Here is a 25,567-nt window from a genome sequence, read left to right as displayed (position 1 = left end):
GGACGTCCGATCGGCCCGGTAAGGTCAGCCAAACCTTCACGACCTGAGGAGCTGTGGGTGCGCCGCCTTCTGTCCGTCCTGGCCGGGCTCGTCCTGGCCTGTTCGCTCGCCGCGTGCGGATCGTCCGCCGACGCCCCCGCCGGGTCCGCCGGCGCCCGGACCGTCACCCACGCCATGGGCACCACCGAGGTGCCCGCGGCCCCGCAGCGCGTCGTCGTGCTCGACACCGGCGAGCTGGACAGCGTCCTCGCCCTCGGCGTCACGCCGGTGGGGGCGACCTCGCCCGTCGCGAACGGCCCGCTGCCGAGCTATCTCGACGACCGGACGGCCGGCGTCACGAACATCGGCACCCAGTCCGACCTGAACCTCGAGACGATCGCCGGCCTGAAGCCGGACCTCATCCTGTCGAACAAGGTGCGGCACGAGGCCCTCTACCCGCAGCTCAGCGCGATCGCGCCGACGGTGTTCGCGGAGCGCGTCGGCGTGGCGTGGCGGGAGAACCTGCAGGTCGCCGGGCAGGCGCTGGGCCGGGAGGCCGAGGCGGAGCGGATCCTGGCCGAGTACCGGGCCAAGGCGAAGGAGGTCGGCGCGACCTTCGCGCCGGGCACCACGATCAGCATGGTCCGCTTCACCGGCGGCTCGGTCCGGCTGTACGGCGAGGGCTCCTTCATCGGCACGATCCTCGCCGACGCCGGTCTGGCCCGGCCCGCGAGCCAGCGCGTCCCGGGGACGTTCGCCGAGGTCTCGGCGGAACAGATCGGGCAGGCCGACGGCGACCGCCTCTTCTTCGCCTCCTACGGGGAGGCCGGCGGGAAGGACAAGGCGAGCGTGCTCGGCGGTCCGCTGTGGCGGGGCATCCCGGCGGTGGCCGAGGGCCGGGCGCACGAGGTGTCCGACGATCTGTGGTACTCGGGCATCGGCCCGATCGCGGCGGACAAGGTGCTCGACGAGCTGGGCACGCACGCCACCGCCTGAGCTCAGACCGTCCGGAGCGGGGCGGGCTCGCGGTCGGCCAGCGCGAGCCCGGCCCGCAGGGCGCTGGCGGCGTCGAAGGTGGCGTCGTGGGCGGCCCGGCTGATCGCGGTGAAGCTGGCGTAGCCGTGGATGAGCCCGGGGAACCGCCGCGCGACCACCGGGACACCGGCCTCACGCAGCCGCTCGGCCAGCTCCTCCCCCTCGTCACGCAGCGGGTCGAAGCCGGCGGTCGCGAGGTAGACCGGCGGCATGCCGGACAGGTCGTCGGCGCGCAGGATGGCGCCGCGGTCGTCGTCGGCGGGCACGCCGTCGGGCAGGTACATCTGCTCCATCGCGGCGAGCACCTCGGCGCTGATCCCGAACCCGGAGCCGAACGCGACGCGCGAGCCGCCGGTCCGGTCGGCGTCCGTCGCCGGGTAGAGGGCCACGACGAAGGCGGGCACGGGCTCGCCGCGGACCGCCTGCTCGTGCGCGACGACCAGCGCCAGGTTCGCGCCCGCGCTGTCGCCGCCCACCGCGACCAGCGTCTTCTCCGCGTCGAGGTCCTCGGCGTGGGCGAGGGTGTGCCGGTAGGCGGCGAGGGCGTCGTCGAGCGCGGCGGGGTACGGGTGCTCGGGCGCGAGCCGGTACTCCACCGACAGCACCCGGACGCCGGCCTGCGCCGCGAGCAGCCGGCAGAGCGGGTCGGCGGAGGCGATGCTGCCCAGCACGAACCCGCCGCCGTGGAAGTAGACGAGCAGGCCGGAGCGGCCGGCCGGACCGTGCGGGCCCGGTGGCGTGTAGAGCCGGGCCGGGATCGGGCCCTCGGCGCCCGCGACCTCCAGGTCCCGGGTCACGACGTCGTCGAACGGGCCCTCGGCGGCCAGCTCGGCGGCGTCGTCCGCCTGCCGGCGCTGCTCGGCCAGGGCCGCCGCGCCCAGCTGCCCGCTCGCGGCGGTGAGCCGCGCGAGGCACTCCCCGGCGCGGTTGAGCAGCTGCAGGTCGAGATCGAGGAGCTGTCCCTCGAGGCACACCTCGGACCCCGCGAGCAGCCTCTTCAGCGGCCGCGGGAGTCCGAAGAGGAACCGGAACGCGAGTCGCAGACCGAGGACCCGCACGGAGCGCGCGATCACACACCGATGTTACGCCCGGGTAGCCTTCCGCCGCGGGGACCGCGCGCGGCTCACGCCCCGAACGTGAACCGCAGCACCGGGAGCATGGCGTCGGCGTCCGTGCGGGACGAGTCGTCCGCCACGCAGGCCGCCAGCTCGGCCTCGACGGCGGCGGTGTCGATCCCCGCGCCGATCAGCACCAGGCTCGTGCGCCGGGGCTCGCCGGGCTCCCAGCGGGCGCGGCGGAACCGGACGTACCGACCGACCGTGTGCAGCACGTACTTCTGCCGGTGCCCCGGCACGCCGAACGCCACGAACCCCTTGATCCGGTAGACGCCGGCGGGCCGCCGGTCGAGCAGGTCCCGCAGCCGCTGCGGGTCCATCGGGGCGTCGGAGGTGAAGGAGACGCTGTCGTACGCGGCATGGATGTGGTCGGCGTGGTCGCCGACCTGCTCGCCGAGCAGCAGCTGCCGACCGGGCACGACCTCGATGTCGAACAGCAGCCGGGGATCGACGACGCCGTGCTCGGCCGGGACGATCGGGGCCGGCCCGTTGGCCTCGCGGAGCAGCCGCCGGACCCGCCACACCTTCCCCGGGTCCACCCGGTCGACCTTGTTGAGCACCAGCAGGTCCGCCAGCCCGACGTGCATGTCGACCTGCGGGTGCCGCCGGCGCGTGGCCTCGAACTCGACGGCGTCGATCACCTCGATCAGCCCGCCGAAGACCAGGTGCGGGTTGGCCGCCTCGAGGATCAGCTGCACGAGCGTGCCGGGCTCGGCGATCCCGCTGGCCTCGATCACGATCACGTCGATCTCGTCCCGCCGGCGGGTCAGCCGGTCGAGCAGCGGCCCGACGCCGTCCTCCCCCACCGCGCAGCAGAGGCAGCCGTTGCCGAGCGAGACCATCGCGTCCGACCCGCCGACCAGCATGGCGTCGATCCCGATGGCGCCGAAGTCGTTGACCACCACCCCGATCCGGGCGTCGAGCGAGTGCGCGAGGAGGTGGTTGAGCAGGGTGGTCTTGCCCGCGCCGAGGAAACCGGCGACGACCACGACCGGGATCCTCCGCATCCAGAAGAGTTACCAGGCGCCCCTGCGGCCGCGCCCCGCGGGTCCGGGGCAGGATGGGCACATGGCACAGGTGACCGCGACCGCCGAGCGAACCGTCCCCGCCCCCGTCGAGGCCGTCCGCGCGGCCGTCGCCGACTACACGCAGACCCGTCCCGAGATCCTGACCGAGCAGTTCACGGACTACGCGGTGCTGACCGGCGGCCAGGGCGAGGGCACCTCGGCCACCTGGAAGCTGCACGCCACCAAGAAGCGCGTGCGTCACGTGAAGGCCGACGTCACGCAGCCGACCCCGGACACCGTGGTGGAGACGGACGCGAACTCCTCGCTGGTCACGACGTGGCGGGTCGCGCCGGCCGGTGAGGGCGCCAGCCTGGTCACGATCACCACGACGTGGAACGGCGCGGGCGGCATCGGCGGGTTCTTCGAGCGGACCTTCGCCCCGAAGGGCCTGACCCGGATCTACGACGGCGTGCTGGCCAACCTGGCCTCCAAGGTCGGCGGCTGAGCATCGGGAGCTGAGATCGGGCCCCGACCTCTGGCACGCTGTCGGCGTGGCTGACAACGGTGTGATCGCGGTCGCGGGCGAGGCGCTGGTCGACGTCGTCCCCGCCCCCGCCGAGGGGTACTTCGAGTTCGCTCCCGGCGGCAGCCCCGCCAACGTCGCGGTCGGCCTGGCGCGCCTCGGCGTGCCCGCCCGGATGCTCGCCCGGCTCGGGTCGGACTTCCTGGGCCGCCGGCTGCGTGCGCACCTGGAGGGCAACGGCGTCGACCTGTCCCACGTGATCGACGCGCCCGAGCAGTCCTCGCTGGCGCTGGTCGAGGTCGGGCCGGACGGGGTCGCGGACTACGACTTCCGCATCGCCGGCACCTCGGACTGGCAGTGGACGCCCGACGAGCTGACCGGCGCGCTCGACGGGATCGTCGCCCTGCACTCCGGCTCGCTGGCGCTGACCGTCGAGCCCGGCGCCGCGGTGCTGCGCGAGCTCCTGGCCAAGGCCGCGGGCTCGGCGACCGTGAGCTACGACCCGAACTGCCGGCCGCGGCTCATGGGCGATCCTGCCGAGGTGCTGCGCGGCGTGCACGAGATGCTCGCGATCGCCGACCTCGTCAAGGTCAGCGACGAGGACCTCCGCTGGCTGCTGCCCGACGTCCCACCCGGCGAGGTGCTCGACGACTGGGCGGGCCGCGGGCCGGCGGTGGTCGCCGTGACCCTGGGCGGCGACGGCGTGCTCGCGGCGACGGCGGCCGGGATCCGGACGTCGATGCCGGGCCGGGCCGTCGAGGTCGTCGACACCGTGGGCGCCGGGGACAGCTTCTCCGCCGCCCTGCTGGCCGCCCTGCACGCGCGGGACCTGCTCGGACCCGCCCGGCGCGAGGTCCTGCGCTCGGTGCCCGCGCTCACCCTCGACGAGGTGCTCGAGGAGTGTGTGACCGCGGCCTCGATCACCTGCTCGCGGCGGGGCGCCCAGCCGCCGACGACGGACGAGCTGCGGGCCGCCCTGCACTGAGCGGCGGCACGATCCAGCGTGGACGGCGGCGAGGGCTCCCCAGCACCGCCGCCGTCCACGAGGCCGTAGGTGGCGGGACGGCCCCAGTACCTTTCGCCCCGCCACCCACGAGTCCAGGGGTCAGCCGCCCTGCCGCGGCGTGTTCGTGCCCTGCGTCGTCCCTTGCCGCGGCGACGCCGGCAGTTCGGACACGGGCTTGGGGGTGCGCTCGGGGTGCAGCTCGGGCTGGCCGGTGGCCGGCGCACCCGGCGCCAGCGACAGCTCGGCCGGCACGCTCTCCGGCAGCGACCACTGCTTCGCCCAGTCCAGGTGCATCGCCGTGCTGCCGCCGGCGGGCGGGAACAGGTCCAGCTGCACGGTCATGTTCATCGCGCCGGGCGGGAAGTGGCTGGTCTCCGTGGTGGAGTACCACTCCCTGCCGTTGAGGTAGGCGGTCATCTTCTCCGGCGTCCACTCCAGTGCGTAGGCGGTCCACTCGGTGGCGTCGTGCCGCACCGAGCCGCTCTCCTGGGAGTTGTCGGCGCCGTAGTGCAGGAAGAAGTCCGTGCTCTGCCGGTCGTCGGCGCTGATCTCCATCCAGTCGATCTCGCCGCCCACCGGCCAGTCCTCCTTCACCGGCCACAGCAGCAGCACCGGGTGGTAGCCGCCGGGGCCCGGGTCGGACTTCACGCACACCTCCCAGCGGCCGTACCGCTGCCCGGGGTGCCAGCTCATGGCGCCGGTGTTGCCCTGCTCGTCGCCGCTCACCGTGACCTGGCCGTTCGCGACGGTGATCGCCTCGGGTGTCCGGGTGCCCTTCTCGTCGTGGCCCGGCTCGGGTCCGTAGGGGTGCCAGTCCGGCGGCAGCGCGGTGCCCTCGAAGTCCGCCTGCCGGGTCGGGGTGCCCCAGCCCAAGGCGTCCGCGGCGGTCTGCGGGCACTGCGACGCCGCGGCCTGGGCCGCCGTGCCCCGCGACGACGGCCCGCCCGGGACCTCCGGGGCCTGCGAGGCGCTGGCGGGACACGCGGTGAGGGTCAGCAGCGCCGCACCACTCACCGCGACGGCCAGGGTTCGCACCAGACCGGACGACCGCATCGCCAGCACCTCTCGTCACTCGTGCATCAGGACTGCGCTCATTTCACCGCAGATCGTGAGCAACGCGAGCCCTGCCACCCGGTCGGGTACCGCCCGTTCGTGCACCCACCGCAGCCGCGGCCCGACATCCGTCACGGCAGGTGACGGTTCGTGATCACCGGACGTGACAGGGCCGGCGGGGACCGCGAGACTCGAGCCGTGTCGCCACCCGCCCTCGCCACCGCCCTCGACCTGGCTCCCCACCCGGAGGGCGGCTGGTACCGCCGCACCTGGACCTCGCCGGTGACCGTCGAGACCGACCACGGTCCGCGACCGACGGCCACGGCGATCCTGTACCTGCTCGACGGGGAGTCACGGTGGCACCGGGTGCGGTCGAGCGAGCTCTGGCTGTGGCACTCGGGCTCGGCCGTCGACCTCCGGATCGGGCAGCAGCCCGAGGCCGGGGCCTCCTGGACGTTGCAGGCGCACGCCCCGCAGCAGCTCGTCCCGGCCGGTGCGTGGCAGTCCGCGCGGCTGCTCGGGACCGAGCCGGCGCTCGTCTCCTGCGTGGTCTCCCCCGGCTTCGACTTCGACGACTTCGAGCTGGCCGATCCCGGCTGAGCCCGGGGCCGGGTCAGGCGCGGGCCGCGAGCAGGTCCTGCAGCCCCCAGGTGTTGCGGATCTTCTCGGTCGGCACGCCGCACTGCACCGCCCGGGTGCAGCCGTAGTCGAGCCAGTCGAGCTGGCCGGGGGCGTGCGCGTCCGTGTCGACGGTGAACTCGCAGCCCGCCTCGACCGCGAGCCGCAGCAACCGCTTCGGCGGGTCCAGGCGCTCCGGCCGGGAGTTGATCTCGACGGCCACGCCGTGCTCGGCGCAGGCGGCGAACACCGCGTCGGCGTCGAACTCGGACTCGGGGCGCTTGCGGTTCCCGGTGACCATCCGGCCGGTGCAGTGGCCCAGGACGTCGACGTACGGGTTCGCGACGGCGGTGAGCATCCGCTCGGTCATCTCGTCCCGCGGCATCCGCAGCTTGGAGTGCACGCTCGCGACCACGACGTCGAGCTCGGCGAGCAGGTCCTCCTCCTGGTCGAGCGCGCCGTCCTCGAGGATGTCGACCTCGATCCCGGTGAGCACCCGGAAGCCCGAGAGCCCGGCGTTGAGCTCCGCGATCTGCTCCAGCTGGCGCCGCAGCCGCTCCGGGGACAGCCCGTTCGCCACGGTGAGCCGCGGTGAGTGGTCGGTGACGACGAGGTAGTCGTGCCCGAGGGTGATCGCGGTCTCGACCATCTCCCACAGCGGGGAGCCCCCGTCGGACTGGTCGGTGTGGCTGTGGCAGTCGCCGCGCAGCGCCTCCCGCAGGTCGGCGGCCGCCGTGTCCAGCTCGACACCCTCGGTGGCCTCCAGCCGCCGCAGGTAGACCGGCACCTCGCCGCGCAGGGACTCGGCGACGCACCGGGCGGTGACGTCGCCGACCCCCTTGAGCTTCCGCAGCTCCCCCGATCGCTCGAGCGCGGCGAGCTGCTCGACGTCCTTGCCGCGCAGCGCCGCGGCCGCGGTGCGGAAGGCCCGGACGCGGTAGGTCGACTCGTGCGCGCGCTCCAGAAGGAACGCGATCCGCCGGAGGTCGCCCACCGGGTCCCGTGCGTCGCTCACGGCCGCGATTCTGGCAGCTCCGTCGCCGGCCCGCCGTCACCGTCGCGCCGTCGACCGCTCGTCGTCACCTCCGGCGCAGCTCCGGCAGCTGCGCCTCGACCCGCTCGGCCTCCGCCTGCGCGCGGCCGTAGAGGATGCCGAAGGTGAAGCCGTTCTCGCCCTCCGAGTACGCCTGGGCGCCCAGCTCGCGCAGCAGCTGCCGCTCGACGACGACGTCCTGGTGCTCGCCGAGCGCCTTGGTGATCGTCTTCAGCTTCTTGGCCTGCTCGGGGGTGCCGGCCAGCTCGGTGGCGTAGCGCAGCCGCTTGCCGGCCTTGCGGGCGTCGTGGATCGCGGTGTCCGAGTCCTCGCCCGCGGCCAGGGCGTCGAGCGCGGCGGCGACCCGCTTGTCGAACCGCTTGTCCGCCTTCTTCAGCGCCGCCGACAGCAGCTTCTTGCCCGCCTTCTTCGACCCGGCCGCCGACGCCAGCGGCGGGTCCTGCAGGAAGCGCTCGATCGCACCGCGCAGGGCCGCGTAGCGCTCGCTGTCGAGCGCGGCGACCGCGGCGGCCTTGGCCTCCGCGCCGGAGCGCGCGAAGTGCCGGGTGACCTGCGCCTGCACCGGGCCGAGCACCAGCTCCGGCGGCAGCGCCCGCAGCGACTCCGTGATCAGCTCCTCCTGGACCTCCAGGTCGCGGGCGGGGGCGAGGGCGCGACCGAGCCAGCGCAGCTCCTCGATCAGCGCCTCGGCGCGGGGGCCGTCGAAGACCGGGGCGAAGGCCTGCAGGGCGCTGCGCATCCGGCGGGCGGCGACCCGCAGCTGGTGGACGGCGTCCTCCTCGTCCCGGCGGGCCCGCAGGTCCTCGGCGGCGAGCCGGTCCGCGTGCTCGGCGAGGTAGCCGAGGACGCCGGTGGCGGGAGCGCCCTTCTTGCCCTTCCAACGGGCCGGGGGCGGCGGGGCGGCCTCGCGCAGCAGCCGGTCGAGCTCGGCCTCGGCGGTCGCCTCCGCGGGGGCGGCACCGGTCTGGGCCAGCCGCTCGGCCAGCACGTCGAGCAGCCCGACCGGGCCGCCCGAGATCGTCACCGCGGCCTCGGTCCAGTTCTCCAGCGTGGTGGCGTCGCCGAAGGTGGCGAGCTGCACCTCGTCCCGCCGGATCTCGGCGATCTCACGGCGCCGGCCGTCGCGCAGCGAGTCGACGGCGCGGACGCGGCGGATCCGGCCGACCGGCGCGATGTCCGCGCCGCGGAGCACGCCCTGCACCAGCTCGCGCAGCTCGGCGGGCACCTCCGGGTCGAGGCCCTCGACCTCCGGCGGCGCGACCGGGATGCGCAGCTGCTCGCCCTCGACGGCATCGGGCAGGTCGAGGCGCCAGTACGCCTCGGGGTGCGCCGGGTCGTCCGTGCGGTGGATCGCGAGGACGATGCCGGAGGTCGCGAGCCGCAGGTCCGGCGAGTCGTAGCGTTCGAACTCCAGCACGACCCGGTCACCGGCGACGGTCGAGCGCACCCCCTCGACCCCGGTGAGGTTCGGGGCGCCCGCCGCGGCGGGTCCGCGGTAGCCGGCCGTCGGCCGGTCGGTGTCGGTCGTCCTGACTGTCCTGGTCGTCGGGGTGCCGGTAGCCATGGGAGAAGGATGCCCGATCCGGGTGATCCACAACCATGATCGCCGCCCGAATCGTCACGGTGCGCTCACAGGAGCTTCTTCTGCACCTTCCCCATCGCGTTGCGCGGCAGCGACTCCACGAACCGGACCTCGCGCGGCCGCTTGTGCGGGGACAGCAGGGCGGCCACGTGGTCGACGAGCTCCCGCGCCTCGGGTGCCTCGCCCGCCGGCACGACGTGCGCGACGATCTTCTCCCCCAGGTCCGGGTCCGGCACCCCGACGACGGCGACCTCGGCCACCGAGGGGTGCTCGAGCAGCGCGTTCTCGATCTCCCCGGCGCCGATCTTGTAGCCGCCGGACTTGATCAGGTCCGTGGCCTGCCGGCCGACCAGGGCGAGCAGCCCGGACTCCGTCCAACGGCCGATGTCGCCGGTGCGGAACCAGCCGTCGTCCGTCCGGGAGGCGGCCGTGGCCTCGGGGAGGTCGAGGTAGCCGGAGAACAGCTGCGGCCCGCGGACCTCGACGGCCCCCAACCCGTCGTCGGGCTGCTCGCCGTCCACGGCGGGCAGCGGCGCCAGCCGCACCTCGGTGTTCGCGAGCGGCCGGCCGACCGTGCCGACCTCGGGCTCCTCGTCCGCGCGCGCGGCGGTGAGGATCAGCGTCTCGGTGAGCCCGTAGCGCTCCCGGACCGCGAGCCCCGTCGCCTTCTCGATACGGGCGTGGTCGACGGCGGTGAGCGCGGCCGAGCCGGAGATCAGCAGCCGGGCGCCGCCGACCGTCCGTGCGGTGTCCGGGTCGGCCTCGAAGTCCGCGGCCAGCCGGTGGTAGTGCGTGGGGACGCCGAACACCATCGTCGCGCCGTCGGCGACGGCGGCGGCGAGCTTCCGCCCGTCGATCGCGCCGAGGTGGTGCAGCGAGCCGCCGCGGCGCAGCGGGCCGATCGTGCCCAGGACCAGCCCGTGCACGTGGAAGATCGGCAGCGCGTGGGCGAGCCGGTCGGCGCCGGTCCAGGCCCAGGCGTCGGCCAGGGCGTCGAGGTCGGCGGCGACCGCCCCGCGGGAGAGCACCGCGCCCTTGGGCGGGCCGGTGGTGCCCGAGGTGTAGACGACGAGCGCCGTGGCGTCCGCGGGCGGCTCGGCGGGCAACGGCTGCGGGTCGGGCCGCGCGGCGACGTCGACGTCGATCCGCGGCAGCCCGGCGATCGCCGCGGGCAGCTCGACGCCGGGCGCGACCAGCACCACCTCGGGGGCGGAGTTCGCGACGATGTGCGCGAGCTCCCGCTCCCCCGCCTTCGGGTTCACCGGCACCACCGGCACGCCGGCCAGCAGCCCGGCCGTGATGCCCGTGGCGGCGGCCAGGGTCGGGGTGGCCCAGACGGCGACGCGGGAGCGACCGGTGACCCGGGCGCCCAGGTCCGAGGCCAGGGCGGCGAGCTCGCGGTAGGTGACCGCGCCGTCGGGGAAACGCAGGGCGGGCCCGTCCGTCGGGTCGGCGAGCGCGGGCAACAAGCGGTTCATGGTTCTACAGCACCTTGCCGGGGTTCAGGATCCCGTCCGGATCCAACGCCTTCTTGATCGCCTCCTGCATCGCCAGCGAGCCCGGGTCGAGCTCGCGGCGCATGCCGGCGCGCTTGAGCAGGCCCACGCCGTGCTCGCCGGTCACCGTGCCGCCCAGCGCGATCGCCGCGTCGACGATCTCGTCGAACGCCCGCTGGGCCCGCGCCTTCGCCTCCGGGTCGCCCGGCGGCACCATGATCAGCGGGTGCAGGTTGCCGTCGCCGGCGTGCGCGACCGTGCCGATGAAGGTGTCGTGCCGGGCGGAGATCTCCTCGATCCGCTCCAGCATCTCGGCGAGCCGGTTGCGGGGCAGGCAGACGTCCTCGGTGAGCTGGGCGTCGCCGCGCTGCTCGAAGGCCGGGTAGGCGAGCCGGCGGGCGGCGAACAGCGCGTCGGCCTCGACGGGGTCGGTCGAGATCAGAGCATCGCGGGCGCCGTGCGCCTCGAACGCGGCGAGGATGCCGTCGGCCTCGGCGGTGGCGGCGGGCTCGGGCAGGTCGGTCTGGGCCAGCAGGAGCGCGGCGGCGTCCTCGGGCAGGCCCATGTGCTTCCAGTCGTTGACGGCCTTGAGGCAGTGCCGGTCGACCAGCTCGAAGATCGCGGGCTGCAGACCGGCGGCCGTCACCGCGGCCACGGCGGCGCCGCAGTCGGCGAGGGTGTCGAAGAACCCGACGACGGTGCGCGGCGGCGCGGTCCGGGCCGGCCGGAGCCGCACGGTCACCTCGGTGATCACGCCGAGGGTGCCCTCGGAGCCCACCAGCAGCCCGGCGAGGTCGTAGCCGGCCACGCCCTTCGCGGTCCGCCGGCCGACCCGCACGATCTCGCCCGCCGCCGTGACGACCTCCAGGGCGAGCACGTAGTCACGCGTCACGCCGTACTTCACGCAGCACAGGCCGCCCGCGTTGGTCGCGACGTTCCCGCCGATGGTCGACCAGGGCGCGCTCGCGGGGTCCGGCGGGTACCAGAGCCCCTCCTTCGCGGCGGCCGCGCGCAGGTCGTCGTTGATCACCCCGGGCTGGACGACGGCGAGCCGCTCTCCGGCGTCGATCTCCAGGATGTCGCGCATCCGCTCCAGCGACAGGACCAGCCCGCCGTCGACGGCGTTGGCCCCGCCGGACAGGCCGGTGCCGGCCCCGCGCGGCACGACCGGGACGCGGTGGCGCGCCGCTGCCCGCACGACCTCGGCGACCTCCGCGGTGGACCGCGGCCGGACGACGGCGAGCGGGGCGCCGTACTCGGCCCACTCCGCCTCGTCGTGCACGTAGGGGCGGGCGGTGTCGGCGTCGGTGAGCACCCGGTCCGCGGGCAGGGCCGCGGCCAGCTCGGCGAGCACGGCACGGCCCGCCTCGCCCGGCTCCGCCATCCGGGCCACCGAGGTGCCGCGGTCCCAGCCGAAGGGCCGCTCCGGGGTGGGGGTCTGCGGCGTGGCGGTCCGGGTCTCGCTCATTCCCCAGACGCTACGTCCTGCCTCCCGGCGATCGCCAACGAGAGCGGGTCAGCGCTGCAGGCGCTTCACGATCTCGCGGCCGAGCAGGGTGCCGGAGCGCCAGGCCGTCTCGATCCGCGAGCTGCCCCAGCCGTCGCCGGCGAGCCCGATGCCGTCGTCGCCGAGGTGGAAGGGCTCGGCCCGGTCCAGCTCCGGGGCGGCGAACCGCCAGCGGTGCGCGTCCGTCCACACCGGCTCCTCGGACAGCCCGAGCAGCTCGCGCACGGCCTCGATCACCATCGGGACCGCACCTGCCGGGTCCGCGTCGTAGGTCCGCGCGACGGCGGAGGTAGTGTGCGCCACCAGGACCGGGACGCCGTCCCCACGCCGGGCGCCGTCGTCGGCGACGAGGGTGAGCACGGGATGGTCGTTGACGAACGCGGCCGAGAGCTCCGGCCACTCGCGGGTGGGGAAGCCGGCGGCGACCGTGAGCACCGGGCGCCACGGGCGGTCCGAGGTGAGGGCGACGGCGCCGAGGCCGGGGGCGAGCACGCGCAGCGCCTGCGGGTCCGGCATGGCGAGCACGACGACGTCGGCGGCCTCGCCGTCGACCCGCGGCCCCGCCTCGACCCGTTTCACCTCGTGGTCCAGCTCGACGTCGAGGTCCTCGGCGAGGGCGGCGACGAGGCTGCGCAGCCCCTTCGGCGCCGCCCAGCGCATCGGGCCGGCCGACCGCGACCGGTCCCCGTGCTCGAGCACCGCCATCTCGGCGGTCCACGGCCGGGCGAGCCCGGCGCTGCGCCAGCCCGCGACGACCTCGGCGAACTCCGGGTCCCGCACCGTGAAGTAGGCCGCGCCCATGTCGACCGGGCGCCCGTCGTGCGGCGAGCTGGCCATCCGGCCGCCGACGGTGTGGGCGCGGTCGAGGACCTTCACCGGCAGGCCCGCCCGTGCGACCTCGCGGGCGCATGCCACGCCCGACAGCCCGGCCCCGACCACGACGACGCTCATGACGAGGCCAGCCTAGAGCGGCGGGACCCCGGCCGCCGCCCGCCGGCGCCGACACGTCCGGGTGTGCCGGCCCGTGCGCGGCCGACCGTCCTCACAGGAGGGACACCCGCCCGGCGCGGGCCCGCCACCACGCCTCCCGCTCCGGCCCGGCGGCGACCTCGGCGCGGCGCACCGGCTCGGGGGCGGTGCGCAGCACGGGCAGCACCCCGTCGCGCGGGATCAGCCGGTCCGCGTCGGCCACGACGTCGGTGGTGAAGAGCCGCCCGGTCCCGAGCCCGCAGGCGAACTCGAGCTCGGGCAGCGCCGCGGCCAGCGCGATCTCGGCCGCCAGCCCGACGCTCGACTCCAGCGCCGACGACACGACGCAGGGCAGCCCGCACGCCTCGGCGACCTGCAACGCCCGGCGCACCCCGCCGAGCGGCAGGCACTTGAGGATCGCGACGTCCGCCGCACCGGCCACCGCCACCCGCAGCGGGTCCTCGGCGCGCCGGATCGACTCGTCGGCGGCGATCCGGACGTCGACGCGCCGGCGCACCGCGGCCAGTTCCTCGACCGACGGGCAGGGCTGCTCGACGTACTGCAGCCCACCGGCCGCCGCGTCGAGCGCGCGGATCTCGCGGACGGCGGTGTCGACGTCCCAGCGGGCGTTGGCGTCGACCCGGACGTGCCCCGCCGGCCCCAGCGCGTCCCGCACCGCGGCGACCCGCTCGAGGTCCTCGCCCGCGGAGTCCGGGTGGTCGGCCACCTTCACCTTGGCCGTGGCGCAGCCGGAGGCGCGCACCATCTCCGCCGCCCGCTCCGGTCCCACGGCCGGGACGATGCAGTTCACGGGCACGGTGTCGCGCACCGGCTCCGGCCAGCCCTCCTCCGCCGCCTCGCGCGCCGCGGCGAACCAGGCCGCGGCCTCGGCGTCGCCGTACTCCGGGAAGGCGCAGAACTCACCCCAGCCCGCGGGACCCTGCAGGAGCATCCCCTCCCGCACCGTGATCCCGCGGAACCGGGTGGTCATCGGGATCGCGTAGACCGCGGCGGGCTGCATACCCGGGGAGGGTACTCAGGCCACGAGCTCGTGGTGCCCGGGGTCGAGCTTCCGCGTGCGGCGGCGGAAGTCGAAGGTGTACCCGGGCCACAGCGTGCGGTTGCGGCCGTGCTCGTCGAGGTACCAGCTCGCGCAGCCGCCCTTGGCCCACACGGCCCTGCCGAGCCTGCGCTGGATCTCGGCGTTGAACTCGGCCTGCGACTCGCTGCGGGTGTCGATCGCGACCGCGCGGTGCCTGTCGACGGTCCGCATGGCGTCGAGCACGTAGTTCAGCTGCGACTCGACCATGAACACCATCGAGCTGTGCCCGAGCCCGGTGTTGGGTCCGACGATCGTGAACAGGTTCGGGAACCCGGCGACCATGGTGCCGAGCAGGGCCTCGGGACCCTCCGCCCAGGCGTCGGCCAGCTTGACGCCGTCCCGCCCGGTGACGTTCATCCGGGCCAGACCGTCGGCGACCTTGAAGCCGGTGCCGAAGATGATCGTGTCGACCTCGTGCTCGGTCTCCCGGCCCGCGGCGTCGACCGTGACCACGCCGGTCTCGGTCACGCGCGCGATCCGGTCGGTTTCCACGGCGACGTTGTCGCGGCGCAGGGCCGGGTAGTAGTCGTTGCTCATCAGGATCCGCTTGCAGCCCATGATGAAGGTCGGGGTGACCTTCTTGCGGAGCTCGGGGTCGCCGGCGAACACCGTGTGCAGGTAGGCGAGGCCGAGGCGCTGTACCACCCTCATGACCACGGGGTGCAGGAAGCCGAGCACCAGCGCCTCGTGCCGCCAGTAGAGCGAGAGCCGCTGGAGCAGCTGCAGCATCGGGAACCGGCGGAACGCCCGGCGGGTGCGCTCCGGGATGGGGCGGTCCGGCTTGGGCAGCACCCAGGGGGCGGTGCGCTGGAAGAGCATGAGCCGCCCGACCTCCGGCGCGATCGCCGGCACGAACTGGATCGCGCTGGCCCCCGTGCCGATCACGGCGACGCGCTTGCCGGCCAGGTCGTGCCCGTGGTCCCACTGCGCCGAGTGGAAGGCGGTGCCGCGGAAGCGGTCCAGGCCCTCGATCTCGGGGACCGCGGGGTCGTGCAGCGCACCGGTGCCGAAGAGGACGTAGCGGGCACGCAGGCTCTCGCCGTCGCTGGTGCGGACGTCCCAGGCGCCGCCGTCCCACTCCGCGCCGGTCACGTGCACGCCGAACCGGATACGGTCGCGCAGCCGGTACCGGTCGGCCGTGGCCTCCAGGTAGGCGCGGATCTCGGGCTGGCGCGCGAAGGTGCGGGTCCACTCGGGGTTCGGGAAGAACGAGAAGGAGTAGAGGTGCGACTCCACGTCGCAGGCGCAGCCCGGGTAGACGTTGTCCCGCCAGGTGCCGCCGAGGGTGTCGCCCTTCTCCAGGATCAGGAAGTCCCGGCGACCCGCCTCGTCCAGCTTCACCGCGGCGCCCAGGCCGGCGAACCCGCTGCCGACGATCAGGGTGTCCAGCATCTCCGCTCCCCTCCGGTGGGTGTTACCGCCGGTAACTTACCACGGGTAACTTAGCTCCGGGTAGGGTCTGCGGCATGGAGACGAGCCCGCACGCACCGTCTCCGCGGCGCCGGGTCTCCCGGGCCGAGCGGGAGCGCCAGATCCTCGACGCCGCCGTGGCGGTCTTCGCCGAACGGGGCTACGCCAACGCGTCGATGGACGCCGTGGCCGAGCGCGTCGGCGTCACGAAACCGGTGCTGTACACGCACTTCGGGTCCAAGGAGGGCCTGCTGCTGGCGTGCGTCGCGCGGGCGCGGACCGAACTGCTCGACGTCACCTCCGAAGCCGCGTTCGCCGCCGAGAGCCCCGAGGACATGCTGCGCCGCGGCACCCTCGCCTTCTTCCGGTTCCTCGACGACCGCGCCCCGGCCTTCACCCTGCTCTACTCGGAGGCGAGCATCGCGGCGGAGGCGGTCGAGGCGATCCGCGCGCAGCAGACGGACTTCATCGCCGGGCTGCTCGGCGTCGCCGCGCCGGAGGCCGACCCGCTGCAGCTGCAGGGCTGGGCGCAGGTGATCGTCGGGGCCTGCGAGCGGCTCGCGGTGTGGCGCAAGCGGGACCCGCGGGTCACGGCCGAGCAGGCCACGGAGTACCTGATGGACCTGGCGTGGAGCGGGTTGGCGGGGCGCACCGACCGGCCCTGACGGGCAGTGGTTCCATAGTTCGCCGTGACCACGACCGCCCCCCGGCTGCTGCAGGTCAGCCGCAGCACCCGGGTGACCCCGAAGATGATCCGCGTGACCCTGACCGGCGAGGAGCTGGCCGGGTTCCCGGGCGAGGGGCCGGACCGGCGGATCAAGATGTTCTTCCCGGTCGAGGGGCAGGACCGGCCGGCCGTGCCGCGCGCGAGCACCGGCGGCCCCGTCTGGCCCGCGGGCGAGCCGCGGCCCACGATCCGGACCTACACCGTCCGCCGCTTCGACCCGGCCGCCGGGGAGCTCGACGTCGACTTCGTGCTGCACGACGGGTACGGCCCGGCAGCGGCGTGGGCGCAGGCCGCCGGGCCGGGGTCCTGGGTCGGGGTCTCCGAGCCGGGCGGGCGCTGGGTGCCCGACCCGTCGTCGGCCTTCCACGTGGTGATCGGCGACGAGTCCGCGCTGCCCGCCGTCGCGACGGTGCTGGAGGCCCTTCCCGCCGGCGTGCCCGCGCTCGCGATCCTCGAGGTCGCCGACGCCGCCGAGGAGCAGGAGCTGCCGGGCCACGCCGCCGTCACCTGGGTGCACCGCGGCGCCTCCCCGGCCGGCGAGCCGCTGGTGGCGGCCGTGCAGGCCGCCGCCTTCCCCGAGGGCGAGGGGCAGGCCTGGCTCGCCGGCGAGTCCGCCGCGGTCAAGGAGATCCGCGCGCACCTGCTCGGCGACCGGAAGCTGAACCGGCGGGCCGTCTACGCCACCGGGTACTGGCGGGCGCGTTAGGCGGAGTCGATCAGTTCCGGGGCGACCGGGCGCCGATCAGGCAGGGTCCACCTGGATCCGGTCCCCGACCGCGCGTACCCGCACCTCGCGCCCGACGACGGCGGGCCCCGCCAGCCGGCCGGGACCCTCCGGGAACACCGTGAGCTCCCGGGCGCTGGCCGCGTCGCCCTCGGCGGTGCAGCCCGCGAGGCGGCGGCCGTCGGCGGTCCGGGCGACCAGGAACCCCTGCGCCGGGCGGCCGTCGCGGTCGTACTCGACCGTCGCGGCCTCGACGCGCACCGGCTCCTCCGGCACCTCGGCGAGCGGGCACGGCGCCGGCCCGGGCTCGGCGGTGTCGTGCGGTTCCGGATCGCCGATGTAGCCGTCGACGTGCGCCCCCCGCCCGAGGACGACGGCGTGCTGGCGGGTCAGGTAGCCCCCGTTGGCGTGCACGAGCGCGACGCCCGCCCCGCTGCGGATGCGCTCGGCGCAGGCGGCGAGCGAGTGCAGGGTGTAGGTCGAGAGCGGGCCGCCGAAGGACGAGTGGCCGCCGGTCGCGCCCGCGAGCGCCTTGGTGGGCAGCCCGAGGTAGCGGCTCGCGAGCCGGGGCACCACGGGGAAGCAGGAGTAGACGTCGACGACGTCGACCGCCTCGGCGGCCAGCCCCGCGGAGGCGAGCGCCCGGTCGAGCACCGAGCACAGCGCCGGCGAGCCGGTCAACGCGGGCCGCGCGAGGACGTCGGCGGCGTCGGCGGCCCCGGCCCCGCCCCAGACGTGCACCAGCCGCTCCTCCGGCACGCCGTGCTCGAGGGCGACCTCGCGCGAGGTCAGCAGCAGCGCCGCAGCCTGGTCGACCAGCGGGAACGCGTTGACCGCGAGCGGGTAGGGCTCGCAGATCATCCGGTTGTCCGGTCCGACGCGCAGGATCTCCGCCGGGTCCCGCGGGGCCGGGTTCCAGGCGATCGGGTTCATGGCGGCGACCTCGCTGAGCGCCGCGAACACCGCCGCGCCGGAGGCCATGGTCTCGGCCGGCGTCTCGCCGACGGAGTGTCCGAAGGCGGTGTCCACCATCGGGTAGACCCGGGTCGGCAGCACCAAGCCCGCGGCCTGCATGGCGGGACTGCCCAGGTCGTCGGCGTCGATCGGGGCCGGCCCGCCGGGCTCGGTCGTCCAGCCGAGGTCGGTGCCCGGGTCGACGCCCGCGCGCTGCAGCACACCGAGCGACGCCGAGGCCTCGCCGCCCGCCACCAGCTCGATGTGGGACTCCCCCGCCGCGATCCGCGCCGCGGCCGCGTCCACGAGCGCCGCCGGCCACTGCCCGCCGACCGGCGCCGAGAAGGTGCGCGCCGGGCTCGCCGCGAGCCGCTCCGCGAGCAGGGCGGGCAGGTCGGCGTAGGCCCAGCTGGCGACGTGCGGGACGGTGATCGCGTCGACGACCCGGAGCAGCCGGGTGCCGGTGCCGCAGGCGTCGGCGGCGGCCGCGTGCACGGCGTCGGCGATCAGCCGCAGCGGCTCGCGGGCCGCCGCGACGGTCCGGTCCCGGTTGGCCAGGACCTGCCCGACGCCGACGACGACCGGCGATCTCTCCGCGTGCACCGGCGAGAAACTAGTACAGGGCGGTCCGGCCGACCGGGCCGGGACCGCCCCGTGATCGAACCGTGCCCGGACGTCAGCCGGTCGTCGCCGCGGCGCCCGGTGCGGGGGCGAGGTCGGCGCAGGCCTCCATGGCCTTCGTCCAGGTCGCCGAGTCGACACCGGGCGGGGCCTGCATCGTGCCGGCCCCATCCACTCCGCTCCCCGTCTGCGGCGGGGTGCCCCCGGCCGCCGGCGCGCCGCTCGGCGGCGTGCTCCCGGCCTCCGGGGCGCCCGACGGCGGGGTGCCGCCATCCGGTCGGCCGCCCGGTCCTCCGGCCGGCGCGTCGACTCCGTTCTCGGAGAGGCAGGCCTGGTGTGAGAAGGAGGTGAAGCGGAGATCCGCGACCGGCGCCCACCGTCGCGACGGACCCTGTCCGCGCGCTGTGCGACGGACCTGCGGAGCGTGTGCGGGTCGGCCCCGGCTCGCGCACAGGGAACGCACAGGACGCGCCCACCGGCGGCACAGCCGCGCGGGCGAGGCTCTCCTACCATGACCGAGGTGACCGAACAGTCCGCACCACTCCGTCGCGCCGACGGCAGCCCCGTCCGCGTCCTGGTGGTCGACGACGAGGCCACCCTGTCGGACCTGCTCTCGATGGCGCTGCGCTACGAGGGCTGGGAGGTGCGCAGTGCGGGCGACGGGCTCACCGCGGTCCGGACCGCGCGGGACTTCAACCCCGACGCCGTCGTCCTCGACATCATGCTGCCGGACCTCGACGGGCTCGAGGTGCTGCGCCGGCTGCGCGCGGACAATCCCGAGGTCCCGGTCCTGTTCCTCACCGCGAAGGACGCCGTGGAGGACCGGGTCGCGGGCCTGACCGCGGGCGGCGACGACTACGTCACCAAGCCGTTCAGCCTGGAGGAGCTGGTCGCGCGGCTGCGCGGGCTGCTGCGCCGGGCCGGGATGACGGCGGCGCGGCAGGGCTCCGAGCTCGTCGTCGGCGACCTGGTGCTCGACGAGGACAGCCACGAGGTCCGCCGCGGCGACACCGACGTCGAGCTCACCGCCACCGAGTTCGAGCTGCTGCGCTTCCTGATGCGCAACCCCAAGCGGGTGCTGTCCAAGGCGCAGATCCTCGACCGGGTGTGGCACTACGACTTCGGCGGCCAGTCCAACGTGGTCGAGCTGTACGTCTCCTACCTGCGCAAGAAGATCGACGCCGGCCGGGCGCCGATGATCCACACCGTCCGCGGGGCCGGGTACGTGCTCAAGCCCGCCGCGGGGTGATGACGGGCGCATGGCCGCACGGGTGACCGACCGGGTCGTGGCGCGGAGCCGGACGCTGCGTGCCCGGCTCGTCGTCACCGTGCTGCTGCTGATCGCGCTGGCCTGCGCCGTCATCGGGGTCGCGACCGCGATCGCGTTGCGCAGCTTCCTCTACCACCGCCTCGACGAGGACGTGCTCGGCGGCGCAGCCCGCTTCCAGTTCTCCCGCTACGAGCCCGCTCCGCCGGGCCTCAGCCGGGCGGACTCCTTCCTCGGCCCCGCGCAGAAGCCCGGCACGCTCGGCGCGGTGGTGCGCGCGGGCGTCGTCGAGGAGGCGGCGGTCACCGACCGCCGCGGCTCCTCCCGGACGGTGCCCGAGGCCGACGTCGCCCAGCTCGCCGCGTTGCGGCCCGGCGACCACCCGCAGACCGTGTCGCTCTCGCTCGGCGAGTACCGCGCCGTGGCCGTGCCCGCGCCCGACGGCACCGTCCTCGTGCTCGGCCAGCCGGCGCAGGAGGTCGCGGACATCGTCAACGGGCTGGTCGTGATCGAGCTGATCGTGATCGGGGCCGCCCTCGGCGGCGCGGCGATCGCGGCGACGGTGCTGGTCCGGCGCGAGCTGCGGCCCCTCGAGGAGGTCGCGGGCATCGCCGCGAAGGTCTCCGCGATGCCCCTCGACCGGGGCGAGGTCGAGCTGGCCACCCGGGTTCCCGAGCCCGACGAGCGCACCGAGGTCGGGCAGGTCGGGGCCGCGCTGAACCGCATGCTGGACAACGTCGAGGGCGCCCTCGAGGCCCGCCAGGACAGCGAGACCCGGCTGCGCCAGTTCGTCGCCGACGCCAGCCACGAGCTGCGCACCCCGCTCGCCGCGATCCGCGGCTACGCCGAGCTCACCCGCCGGGACGGCGCCGCCCTGCCCGACGGCACCGCGCACGCGCTGACCCGCATCTCGTCGCAGGCCGAGCGGATGAGCACGCTGGTCGAGGACCTGCTGCTGCTCGCCCGCCTCGACGCCGGCCGCCCGCTCGAACGCGCACCCGTCGACCTCACCCGGCTGGTGCTCGACGCCGTCTCCGACGCCCACGCCGCCGGCCCCGGCCACCGCTGGCGGCTCCACCTGCCCGAGGAGCCGGTCACGGTCCCCGGCGACGCCTCGCGGCTCACCCAGGTCCTCACGAACCTGCTGGCCAACGCCCGTACCCACACCCCCGAGGGCACCGAGGTGACCGTGGGCCTCGGGGTGTCCGACGCCTCGGCGCTGCTCAGCGTGCTCGACACCGGCCCGGGCATCCCCGCCGAGCTGCAGCCGCACGTCTTCGAGCGCTTCGCCCGAGGCTCCGCCGGCCGCGCCCGTGCGGTCAACAACACGGCCAGCACCGGCCTCGGCCTGGCGATCGTCGACGCCGTCGTCGCCGCCCACGGCGGGCGGGTCGGGCTGGAGAGCCGCCCGGGCCGCACCGAGTTCCGGGTGACCCTCCCCCTCACCCCCGCAGCCGTGCCCGCCGAGGCGCCCGCGCGGGTGTGAGGGGCGCTCACAGGCGGCGCACAGGTGCGGCACCGGGCGGCGCAGCGGGCCCGACCAGCCTCGGGCAGCGTGACGAGCACCCTGACCGAACCGTCGCCCTGGCCCCGGCGATCGGCGCGCTCGCCGGGACGAACGCGGCCGAGCTGTGGCGTCTCCGCTCCACCGCGACGGCACGGGTCTACCTGGGCCTCGCCGTCGCGGCGAGCGCTGTCTGGGCCTTCGTGCTGCTCGGCTCGTGGCTGCCCTGGCTGCGCTGGACGGTCCTCGCGCTCGGCGTGGTCGCGGCCGGGGCGCTGCTCGGGGTGCACAGGTTCCCGCGGCTGCTCTCCGCCGGTGTCGTGACGGCGGCGGTGCTGGCCTCGCTGGGCGGCACGGCCGCGTGGTCGGTGGCGACCGCCGCCCAGCCGCACAGCGGCGCGATCCCGAGCTCCGGGCCGTCGGGAGTCGGGCGGGGGCCGGGCGGCACGGGCGGGCCCGGCGGGCCGCGCGGCGGCTTCGGTGGCGCAGGCATGCGCGGCGGGTTCCGCACCGGGCAGGTGCCGGGCGGCACGGGCGGGCCCGGCGGGCCGCGCGGCGGCTTCGGTGGCGCAGGCATGCGCGGCGGGTTCCGCACCGGGCAGGTGCCGGGCGGGCAGGCCGGGGTCCCCGGCGCTCCCGGCGGCACCCCGGCACCGGGCGTCTCCCCGGGCACGGTTCCGGGCCCGATCGGGACCGGCGGCACCGGCTTCGGCGGGATGCGCGGCGGCATGGGCGGCGTCGGCTCCCTGCTCGGCACCACCACCCCGCCCGCCGCGGTGACCACGCCGCTGCAGGAGAACGCGTCCGACTACACGTGGGTCGCGGCCGCCGTCGGCTCCAACGCCGCCGCGGGGTACCAGCTCGCGGCCGAGGACCCGGTCATGGCGGTCGGCGGCTTCAACGGCACCGACCCCGCCCCGACGCTCGCGCAGTTCCAGCAGTACGCGGCCGAGGGGAAGATCCACTGGTTCGTCGGCGGCGCGGGGTCGGACGCCCGCGGCTCGGACACGGGCGGCAGCGACGCGGCCGCCGAGATCGCGGAGTGGGTGCAGCAGCACTTCACCGCGCAGACCGTCGACGGCGTCACGCTCTACGACCTCACGGGCGGCACGGCGGTCTGATCCGAAAGCCCGAGGAGCCGTAGGGGCGTGATCCGGGAGCCGGGGGGCGGGATCCCTTGCGGGACCCGCCCTCCCCCCGCAGACTGAACGCGCGTTCAGTGAGGGGACACCGCCGTCACCGGGAGGCCGCATGCAGGAGGTCGTGTTCCGCGACCTGATCGACCGCTGGGCGGCGGAGACGCCGGACCGCGTCGTCGCCGTGTTCGACACCGGCGAGCCCGAGTGGACCTTCGCCGACCTGCGGCACCAGGTGCGGGTGACCGCCTGCGCCCTACAGCGAGCGGGCGTGCGGCAGGGCGACCACGTGGCGTCCTGGCTCGAGAACGGGCCGCTGGCGGTGCGGGTGTGGCTCGCCGTGGCCTACCTGGGAGCGGTGCACGTCCCGTTCAACACCGCGTACAAGGGCGGGCTTCTCGAGCACGCGGTGGAGCTCTCCGAGGTCCGGACCATGGTCACGCACGCCGGGCTCGCCGAGCGCCTCGCCGCCGTCGACACGGCCCGGCTGAGCACGGTCTTCACCGAGGGCGGGGAGCCGGAGCTCGCGGGCCTCGACGTGCGGCCCGTGGCGGACCTGCTCGACGGGACGGAAGACCTGGACCCGCTCGACCGCCCGCTGCAGCCCTGGGACACCGCCGCCCTGCTCTTCACCTCCGGCACCACCGGCCCGTCGAAGGCCGTGCTGTCGTCGGCGATGCACCTGGCCACCATGGGCCGGGTCTCCTACCCCGACACCGGTCCGGACGACCGCGGCCTGATCTTCACCCCGCTCTTCCACATCACCGGCATGTCGGCCGTCTGCTGGGCGCTGGTGCACGGCGGGTCCTTCGGCGTGATCACCCGGTACAGCACGGCCACGTTCTGGGAGGACGTGCTGCAGGTCGGCGGCACCTTCCTCGTGATGATGGGGTCGATCGGGACCATGCTGAACGCGTTGCCGCCGTCGGACGCCGAACGGGACACCACGCTGCGGATGGCGCTGCTCGCCCCGATGACGCCCGACGCGATGGCGGTCTGCCGGCGGGCGGGGATGCGCTACTACAGCGTGTTCAACATGAGCGAGACCTCGGTGCCGCTGCGCACCGGATTCGACCCGGAGACGCCGTACAGCTGCGGCGTCCCGCGGGAGGGCGTCGAGGCCCGGCTCGTCGACGAGCACGACATGCCGGTCCCGCCCGGCGCGGTGGGCGAGCTCGTGCTGCGCTGCGCCGATCCCTGGGTGATGACCACGGGCTACTTCCGCAACCCGGAGGCGACCGCGGAGGCCTGGCGCAACGCCTGGTTCCACACCGGCGACGCCCTGCGGCAGGAGCCCTCCGGCGAGTACTTCTACGTCGACCGGGTCAAGGACTCGATCCGCCGGCGAGGCGAGAACATCTCCTCCTACGAGGTCGAGGTGGAGGTCCAGGCGCACCCGGCCGTCGACGAGGCCGCCGCGATCGCGGTGCCGAGCGAGCTGGGCGAGGACGACGTGCTGGTCGTCGTGGTCCCCCGCGCGGGCGCCGAGATCGACCCGGCCGAGCTGCTGGCCTTCCTGGTCGACCGGATGCCGCACTACATGGTGCCGCGGTACGTCCGGGTCGCCGACGCCCTGCCGCGCACACCCACGATGAAGGTGCAGAAGGCGCGGCTGCGGGCCGAGGGCTCGACGGCCGCCTGGGACCGCGAGGCGGCCGGCATCCGGGTGCGGCGCGAGGCCGTCCGGTAGCGCCCACAGCTCGCGCACAGGTCCGGCACACGATCACGACAGCCGGCGGCGGGATCGTCGGGGCCCATGAGGCCTGCTCCCCGCCCCGACGGCGACCGTGTGACGGGCGCGACACCGGATCGGGGACGCTCCACAGCGGAGCCACAGGCCGACCACAATCCCACGACAGGCCCGGCCCCGATCGTCGTCGGCATGAGCCCCGTAGTCGTCGATCACGCGACCGAGTACGCCGCCCGCGGCGGCCGGCGCGACCGCACCGTGCTGGACATCGTCGTCCCCGTCTACAACGAGGAGGACGACCTCGAGCCGTCGGTCCGGCGGCTGCGCGAGCACCTCCTGCGCAGCTTCCCGTACTCGTTCCGCATCACCATCGCCGACAACGCCAGCGTCGACGCCACGCCGTTGATCGGCGCCCGGCTGGAGGCCGAGCTCCCCGAGGTCCGGCTGGTGCGGCTGGAGCAGAAGGGCCGCGGGCGGGCCCTGCACACCGTGTGGTCGGCGTCCGACGCGTCCGTCCTCGCCTACTGCGACGTCGACCTGTCCACCGACCTCAACGCCGTCCTCCCGCTCGTCGCCCCGCTGATCTCGGGGCACTCCGACCTCGCCATCGGCACCCGGCTGGGCCGCGGCTCCCGGGTGGTGCGCGGGGCCAAGCGCGAGTTCATCTCCCGCTGCTACAACCTGATCCTCCGCAGCACGCTGCAGGCCGGGTTCTCCGACGCGCAGTGCGGGTTCAAGGCCGTCCGCGGCGACGTCGCGCGGCGGCTGCTCCCGCTCGTCGAGGACACCGGCTGGTTCTTCGACACCGAGCTGCTGGTCCTGGCCGAGCGCGCGGGGCTGCGGATCCACGAGGTCCCCGTGGACTGGGTGGACGACCCCGACTCCACCGTGGACATCGTCGCGACGGCCACGGCGGACCTGAAGGGCGTCTGGCGCGTCGGGCGGGCGCTGGCGACAGGCGCGCTGCCGATCGCCGAGGTCCGCGCCCAGCTCGGTCGCGCGCCGCTGCAGGCGGACGTCGCCGGTGTCCCCCGGGGCCTGCCCACCCAGCTGGTCCGCTTCGCCGCGATCGGGATCGCCAGCACGCTCGCGAACCTGCTGCTGTTCCTGCTGTTCCGGACCTTCATGGGGCCGATCTGGGCGAACGTCACGGCCCTGCTGCTCACGACGATCGCCAACACGGCGGCCAACCGGCGGCTGACCTTCGGCGTCCGCGGGCGGCAGGACGCGGCCAAGCACCAGTTCCAGGGCCTCATCGTGTTCGGCCTCGGGCTGGGCCTCACCACGGGGGCCCTCGCCCTGCTCGGCGCGCTCGTGCCCGGCGCCCACCAGAGCCTGGAGGTGGTGACGATCATCGTCGCCAACCTGGTCGCGACCGTCCTGCGCTTCGTCCTCTTCCGGGCCTGGGTGTTCCGCAGCCGCGCCCGCACCGCGGCCGCCGCGCCGGCCGAGGTGCCCTCCGAGATCGCCGCCTGACACTCCCGCCGC

The 25,567-nt window shown here is 75.3% G+C and carries 22 protein-coding genes; 11 read left to right on the top strand and 11 right to left on the bottom strand.

Annotation, left to right across the window (positions count from 1 at the left end; translation table 11 throughout):
* The first annotated feature begins 57 nt into the window (after positions 1-57).
* Positions 58-975: an ABC transporter substrate-binding protein gene (locus ACQP04_RS09280; RefSeq protein ID WP_433506648.1), complete on the top strand. Its 918-nt coding sequence runs from the start codon at positions 58-60 to the stop codon at positions 973-975.
* Between the two features lie 2 nt (positions 976-977).
* On the opposite strand, the gene ACQP04_RS09275 is transcribed toward ACQP04_RS09280, so the two are convergent.
* On the bottom strand, positions 978-2,087 hold the full coding sequence (locus tag ACQP04_RS09275; RefSeq protein WP_433506647.1) for an alpha/beta hydrolase: 1,110 nt from the start codon (positions 2,085-2,087) through the stop codon (positions 978-980).
* A gap of 50 nt (positions 2,088-2,137) precedes the next feature.
* Entirely contained in the window at positions 2,138-3,136 is a 999-nt protein-coding gene (locus tag ACQP04_RS09270; RefSeq protein ID WP_433506646.1) for a CobW family GTP-binding protein, read from the bottom strand.
* 61 nt (positions 3,137-3,197) lie between these two features.
* On the opposite strand from ACQP04_RS09270, the gene ACQP04_RS09265 reads away from it, so the two are divergent.
* Positions 3,198-3,641, top strand: a complete 444-nt coding sequence (locus ACQP04_RS09265) for an SRPBCC family protein (protein ID WP_433506645.1) — start codon at positions 3,198-3,200, stop codon at positions 3,639-3,641.
* 46 nt (positions 3,642-3,687) lie between these two features.
* Positions 3,688-4,644 carry a carbohydrate kinase family protein gene (locus ACQP04_RS09260; protein ID WP_433506644.1) on the top strand — a complete coding sequence of 319 codons (957 nt, stop codon included), beginning with the start codon at positions 3,688-3,690 and terminating at the stop codon, positions 4,642-4,644.
* 120 nt (positions 4,645-4,764) lie between these two features.
* Here the strand turns inward: ACQP04_RS09260 and ACQP04_RS09255 are convergent, their stop codons facing one another.
* Entirely contained in the window at positions 4,765-5,718 is a 954-nt protein-coding gene (locus tag ACQP04_RS09255) for a glycoside hydrolase family 16 protein (protein WP_433506643.1), read from the bottom strand.
* Positions 5,719-5,916: 198 nt separating this feature from the next.
* Between ACQP04_RS09255 and ACQP04_RS09250 the strand changes: the two genes are divergently transcribed.
* Entirely contained in the window at positions 5,917-6,318 is a 402-nt protein-coding gene (locus tag ACQP04_RS09250; protein WP_433506642.1) for a cupin domain-containing protein, read from the top strand.
* Positions 6,319-6,331: 13 nt separating this feature from the next.
* Here the strand turns inward: ACQP04_RS09250 and ACQP04_RS09245 are convergent, their stop codons facing one another.
* The 7 genes from ACQP04_RS09245 to ACQP04_RS09215 form a co-directional block, all read right to left on the bottom strand.
* Positions 6,332-7,351: a PHP domain-containing protein gene (locus tag ACQP04_RS09245; protein WP_433506641.1), complete on the bottom strand. Its 1,020-nt coding sequence runs from the start codon at positions 7,349-7,351 to the stop codon at positions 6,332-6,334.
* A gap of 64 nt (positions 7,352-7,415) precedes the next feature.
* Complete coding sequence (locus tag ACQP04_RS09240; protein ID WP_433506640.1) at positions 7,416-8,954, bottom strand: CHAD domain-containing protein; 1,539 nt, start codon at positions 8,952-8,954, stop codon at positions 7,416-7,418.
* A 65-nt stretch (positions 8,955-9,019) separates the two neighbouring features.
* On the bottom strand, positions 9,020-10,450 hold the full coding sequence (locus ACQP04_RS09235) for an AMP-binding protein (protein WP_433506639.1): 1,431 nt from the start codon (positions 10,448-10,450) through the stop codon (positions 9,020-9,022).
* A gap of 4 nt (positions 10,451-10,454) precedes the next feature.
* Positions 10,455-11,852, bottom strand: a complete 1,398-nt coding sequence (locus tag ACQP04_RS09230; RefSeq protein ID WP_433508335.1) for an FAD-binding oxidoreductase — start codon at positions 11,850-11,852, stop codon at positions 10,455-10,457.
* A gap of 132 nt (positions 11,853-11,984) precedes the next feature.
* Positions 11,985-12,926: an NAD(P)/FAD-dependent oxidoreductase gene (locus ACQP04_RS09225; protein WP_433506638.1), complete on the bottom strand. Its 942-nt coding sequence runs from the start codon at positions 12,924-12,926 to the stop codon at positions 11,985-11,987.
* A gap of 91 nt (positions 12,927-13,017) precedes the next feature.
* The gene (locus ACQP04_RS09220) at positions 13,018-13,965 is read right to left on the bottom strand and encodes an o-succinylbenzoate synthase (protein ID WP_433506637.1); all 948 of its coding nucleotides are present in this window, start codon (positions 13,963-13,965) and stop codon (positions 13,018-13,020) included.
* 15 nt (positions 13,966-13,980) lie between these two features.
* Complete coding sequence (locus tag ACQP04_RS09215; protein WP_433506636.1) at positions 13,981-15,438, bottom strand: flavin-containing monooxygenase; 1,458 nt, start codon at positions 15,436-15,438, stop codon at positions 13,981-13,983.
* A 74-nt stretch (positions 15,439-15,512) separates the two neighbouring features.
* Between ACQP04_RS09215 and ACQP04_RS09210 the strand changes: the two genes are divergently transcribed.
* Both ACQP04_RS09210 and ACQP04_RS09205 read left to right on the top strand, forming a co-directional pair.
* Positions 15,513-16,121: a TetR/AcrR family transcriptional regulator gene (locus ACQP04_RS09210; protein ID WP_433506635.1), complete on the top strand. Its 609-nt coding sequence runs from the start codon at positions 15,513-15,515 to the stop codon at positions 16,119-16,121.
* Between the two features lie 24 nt (positions 16,122-16,145).
* Positions 16,146-16,889, top strand: coding sequence for a siderophore-interacting protein (locus tag ACQP04_RS09205; RefSeq protein ID WP_433506634.1), 744 nt, complete (start codon positions 16,146-16,148; stop codon positions 16,887-16,889).
* A 36-nt stretch (positions 16,890-16,925) separates the two neighbouring features.
* Here ACQP04_RS09205 and ACQP04_RS09200 read toward each other — a convergent pair whose 3' ends face one another.
* Complete coding sequence (locus tag ACQP04_RS09200; RefSeq protein WP_433506633.1) at positions 16,926-18,464, bottom strand: acetyl-CoA acetyltransferase; 1,539 nt, start codon at positions 18,462-18,464, stop codon at positions 16,926-16,928.
* A gap of 529 nt (positions 18,465-18,993) precedes the next feature.
* Between ACQP04_RS09200 and ACQP04_RS09195 the strand changes: the two genes are divergently transcribed.
* The 5 genes from ACQP04_RS09195 (at position 18,994) to ACQP04_RS09175 (ending at position 25,555) form a co-directional block, all read left to right on the top strand.
* The gene (locus ACQP04_RS09195; protein ID WP_433506632.1) at positions 18,994-19,731 is read left to right on the top strand and encodes a response regulator transcription factor; all 738 of its coding nucleotides are present in this window, start codon (positions 18,994-18,996) and stop codon (positions 19,729-19,731) included.
* 10 nt (positions 19,732-19,741) lie between these two features.
* Positions 19,742-21,235, top strand: coding sequence for a sensor histidine kinase (locus tag ACQP04_RS09190; protein WP_433506631.1), 1,494 nt, complete (start codon positions 19,742-19,744; stop codon positions 21,233-21,235).
* Positions 21,232-22,374: a hypothetical protein gene (locus ACQP04_RS09185; protein ID WP_433506630.1), complete on the top strand. Its 1,143-nt coding sequence runs from the start codon at positions 21,232-21,234 to the stop codon at positions 22,372-22,374. Before ACQP04_RS09190 ends, ACQP04_RS09185 begins: the two co-directional genes overlap by 4 nt.
* 130 nt (positions 22,375-22,504) lie before the next feature.
* Positions 22,505-24,079 (top strand): AMP-binding protein, encoded by a 1,575-nt coding sequence (locus ACQP04_RS09180; RefSeq protein WP_433506629.1) that lies wholly within the window; start codon positions 22,505-22,507, stop codon positions 24,077-24,079.
* 192 nt (positions 24,080-24,271) lie between these two features.
* Positions 24,272-25,555 carry a glycosyltransferase gene (locus ACQP04_RS09175; RefSeq protein ID WP_433506628.1) on the top strand — a complete coding sequence of 428 codons (1,284 nt, stop codon included), beginning with the start codon at positions 24,272-24,274 and terminating at the stop codon, positions 25,553-25,555.
* The last annotated feature ends 12 nt before the right edge of the window (positions 25,556-25,567 follow it).

The sequence above is a fragment of the Pseudonocardia halophobica genome (assembly GCF_050948485.1).
Taxonomy (GTDB): domain Bacteria; phylum Actinomycetota; class Actinomycetes; order Mycobacteriales; family Pseudonocardiaceae; genus Pseudonocardia; species Pseudonocardia halophobica.
Note: the sequence above shows the minus strand (reverse complement) of the source record. Positions and strands in the feature narration are given on the sequence as shown.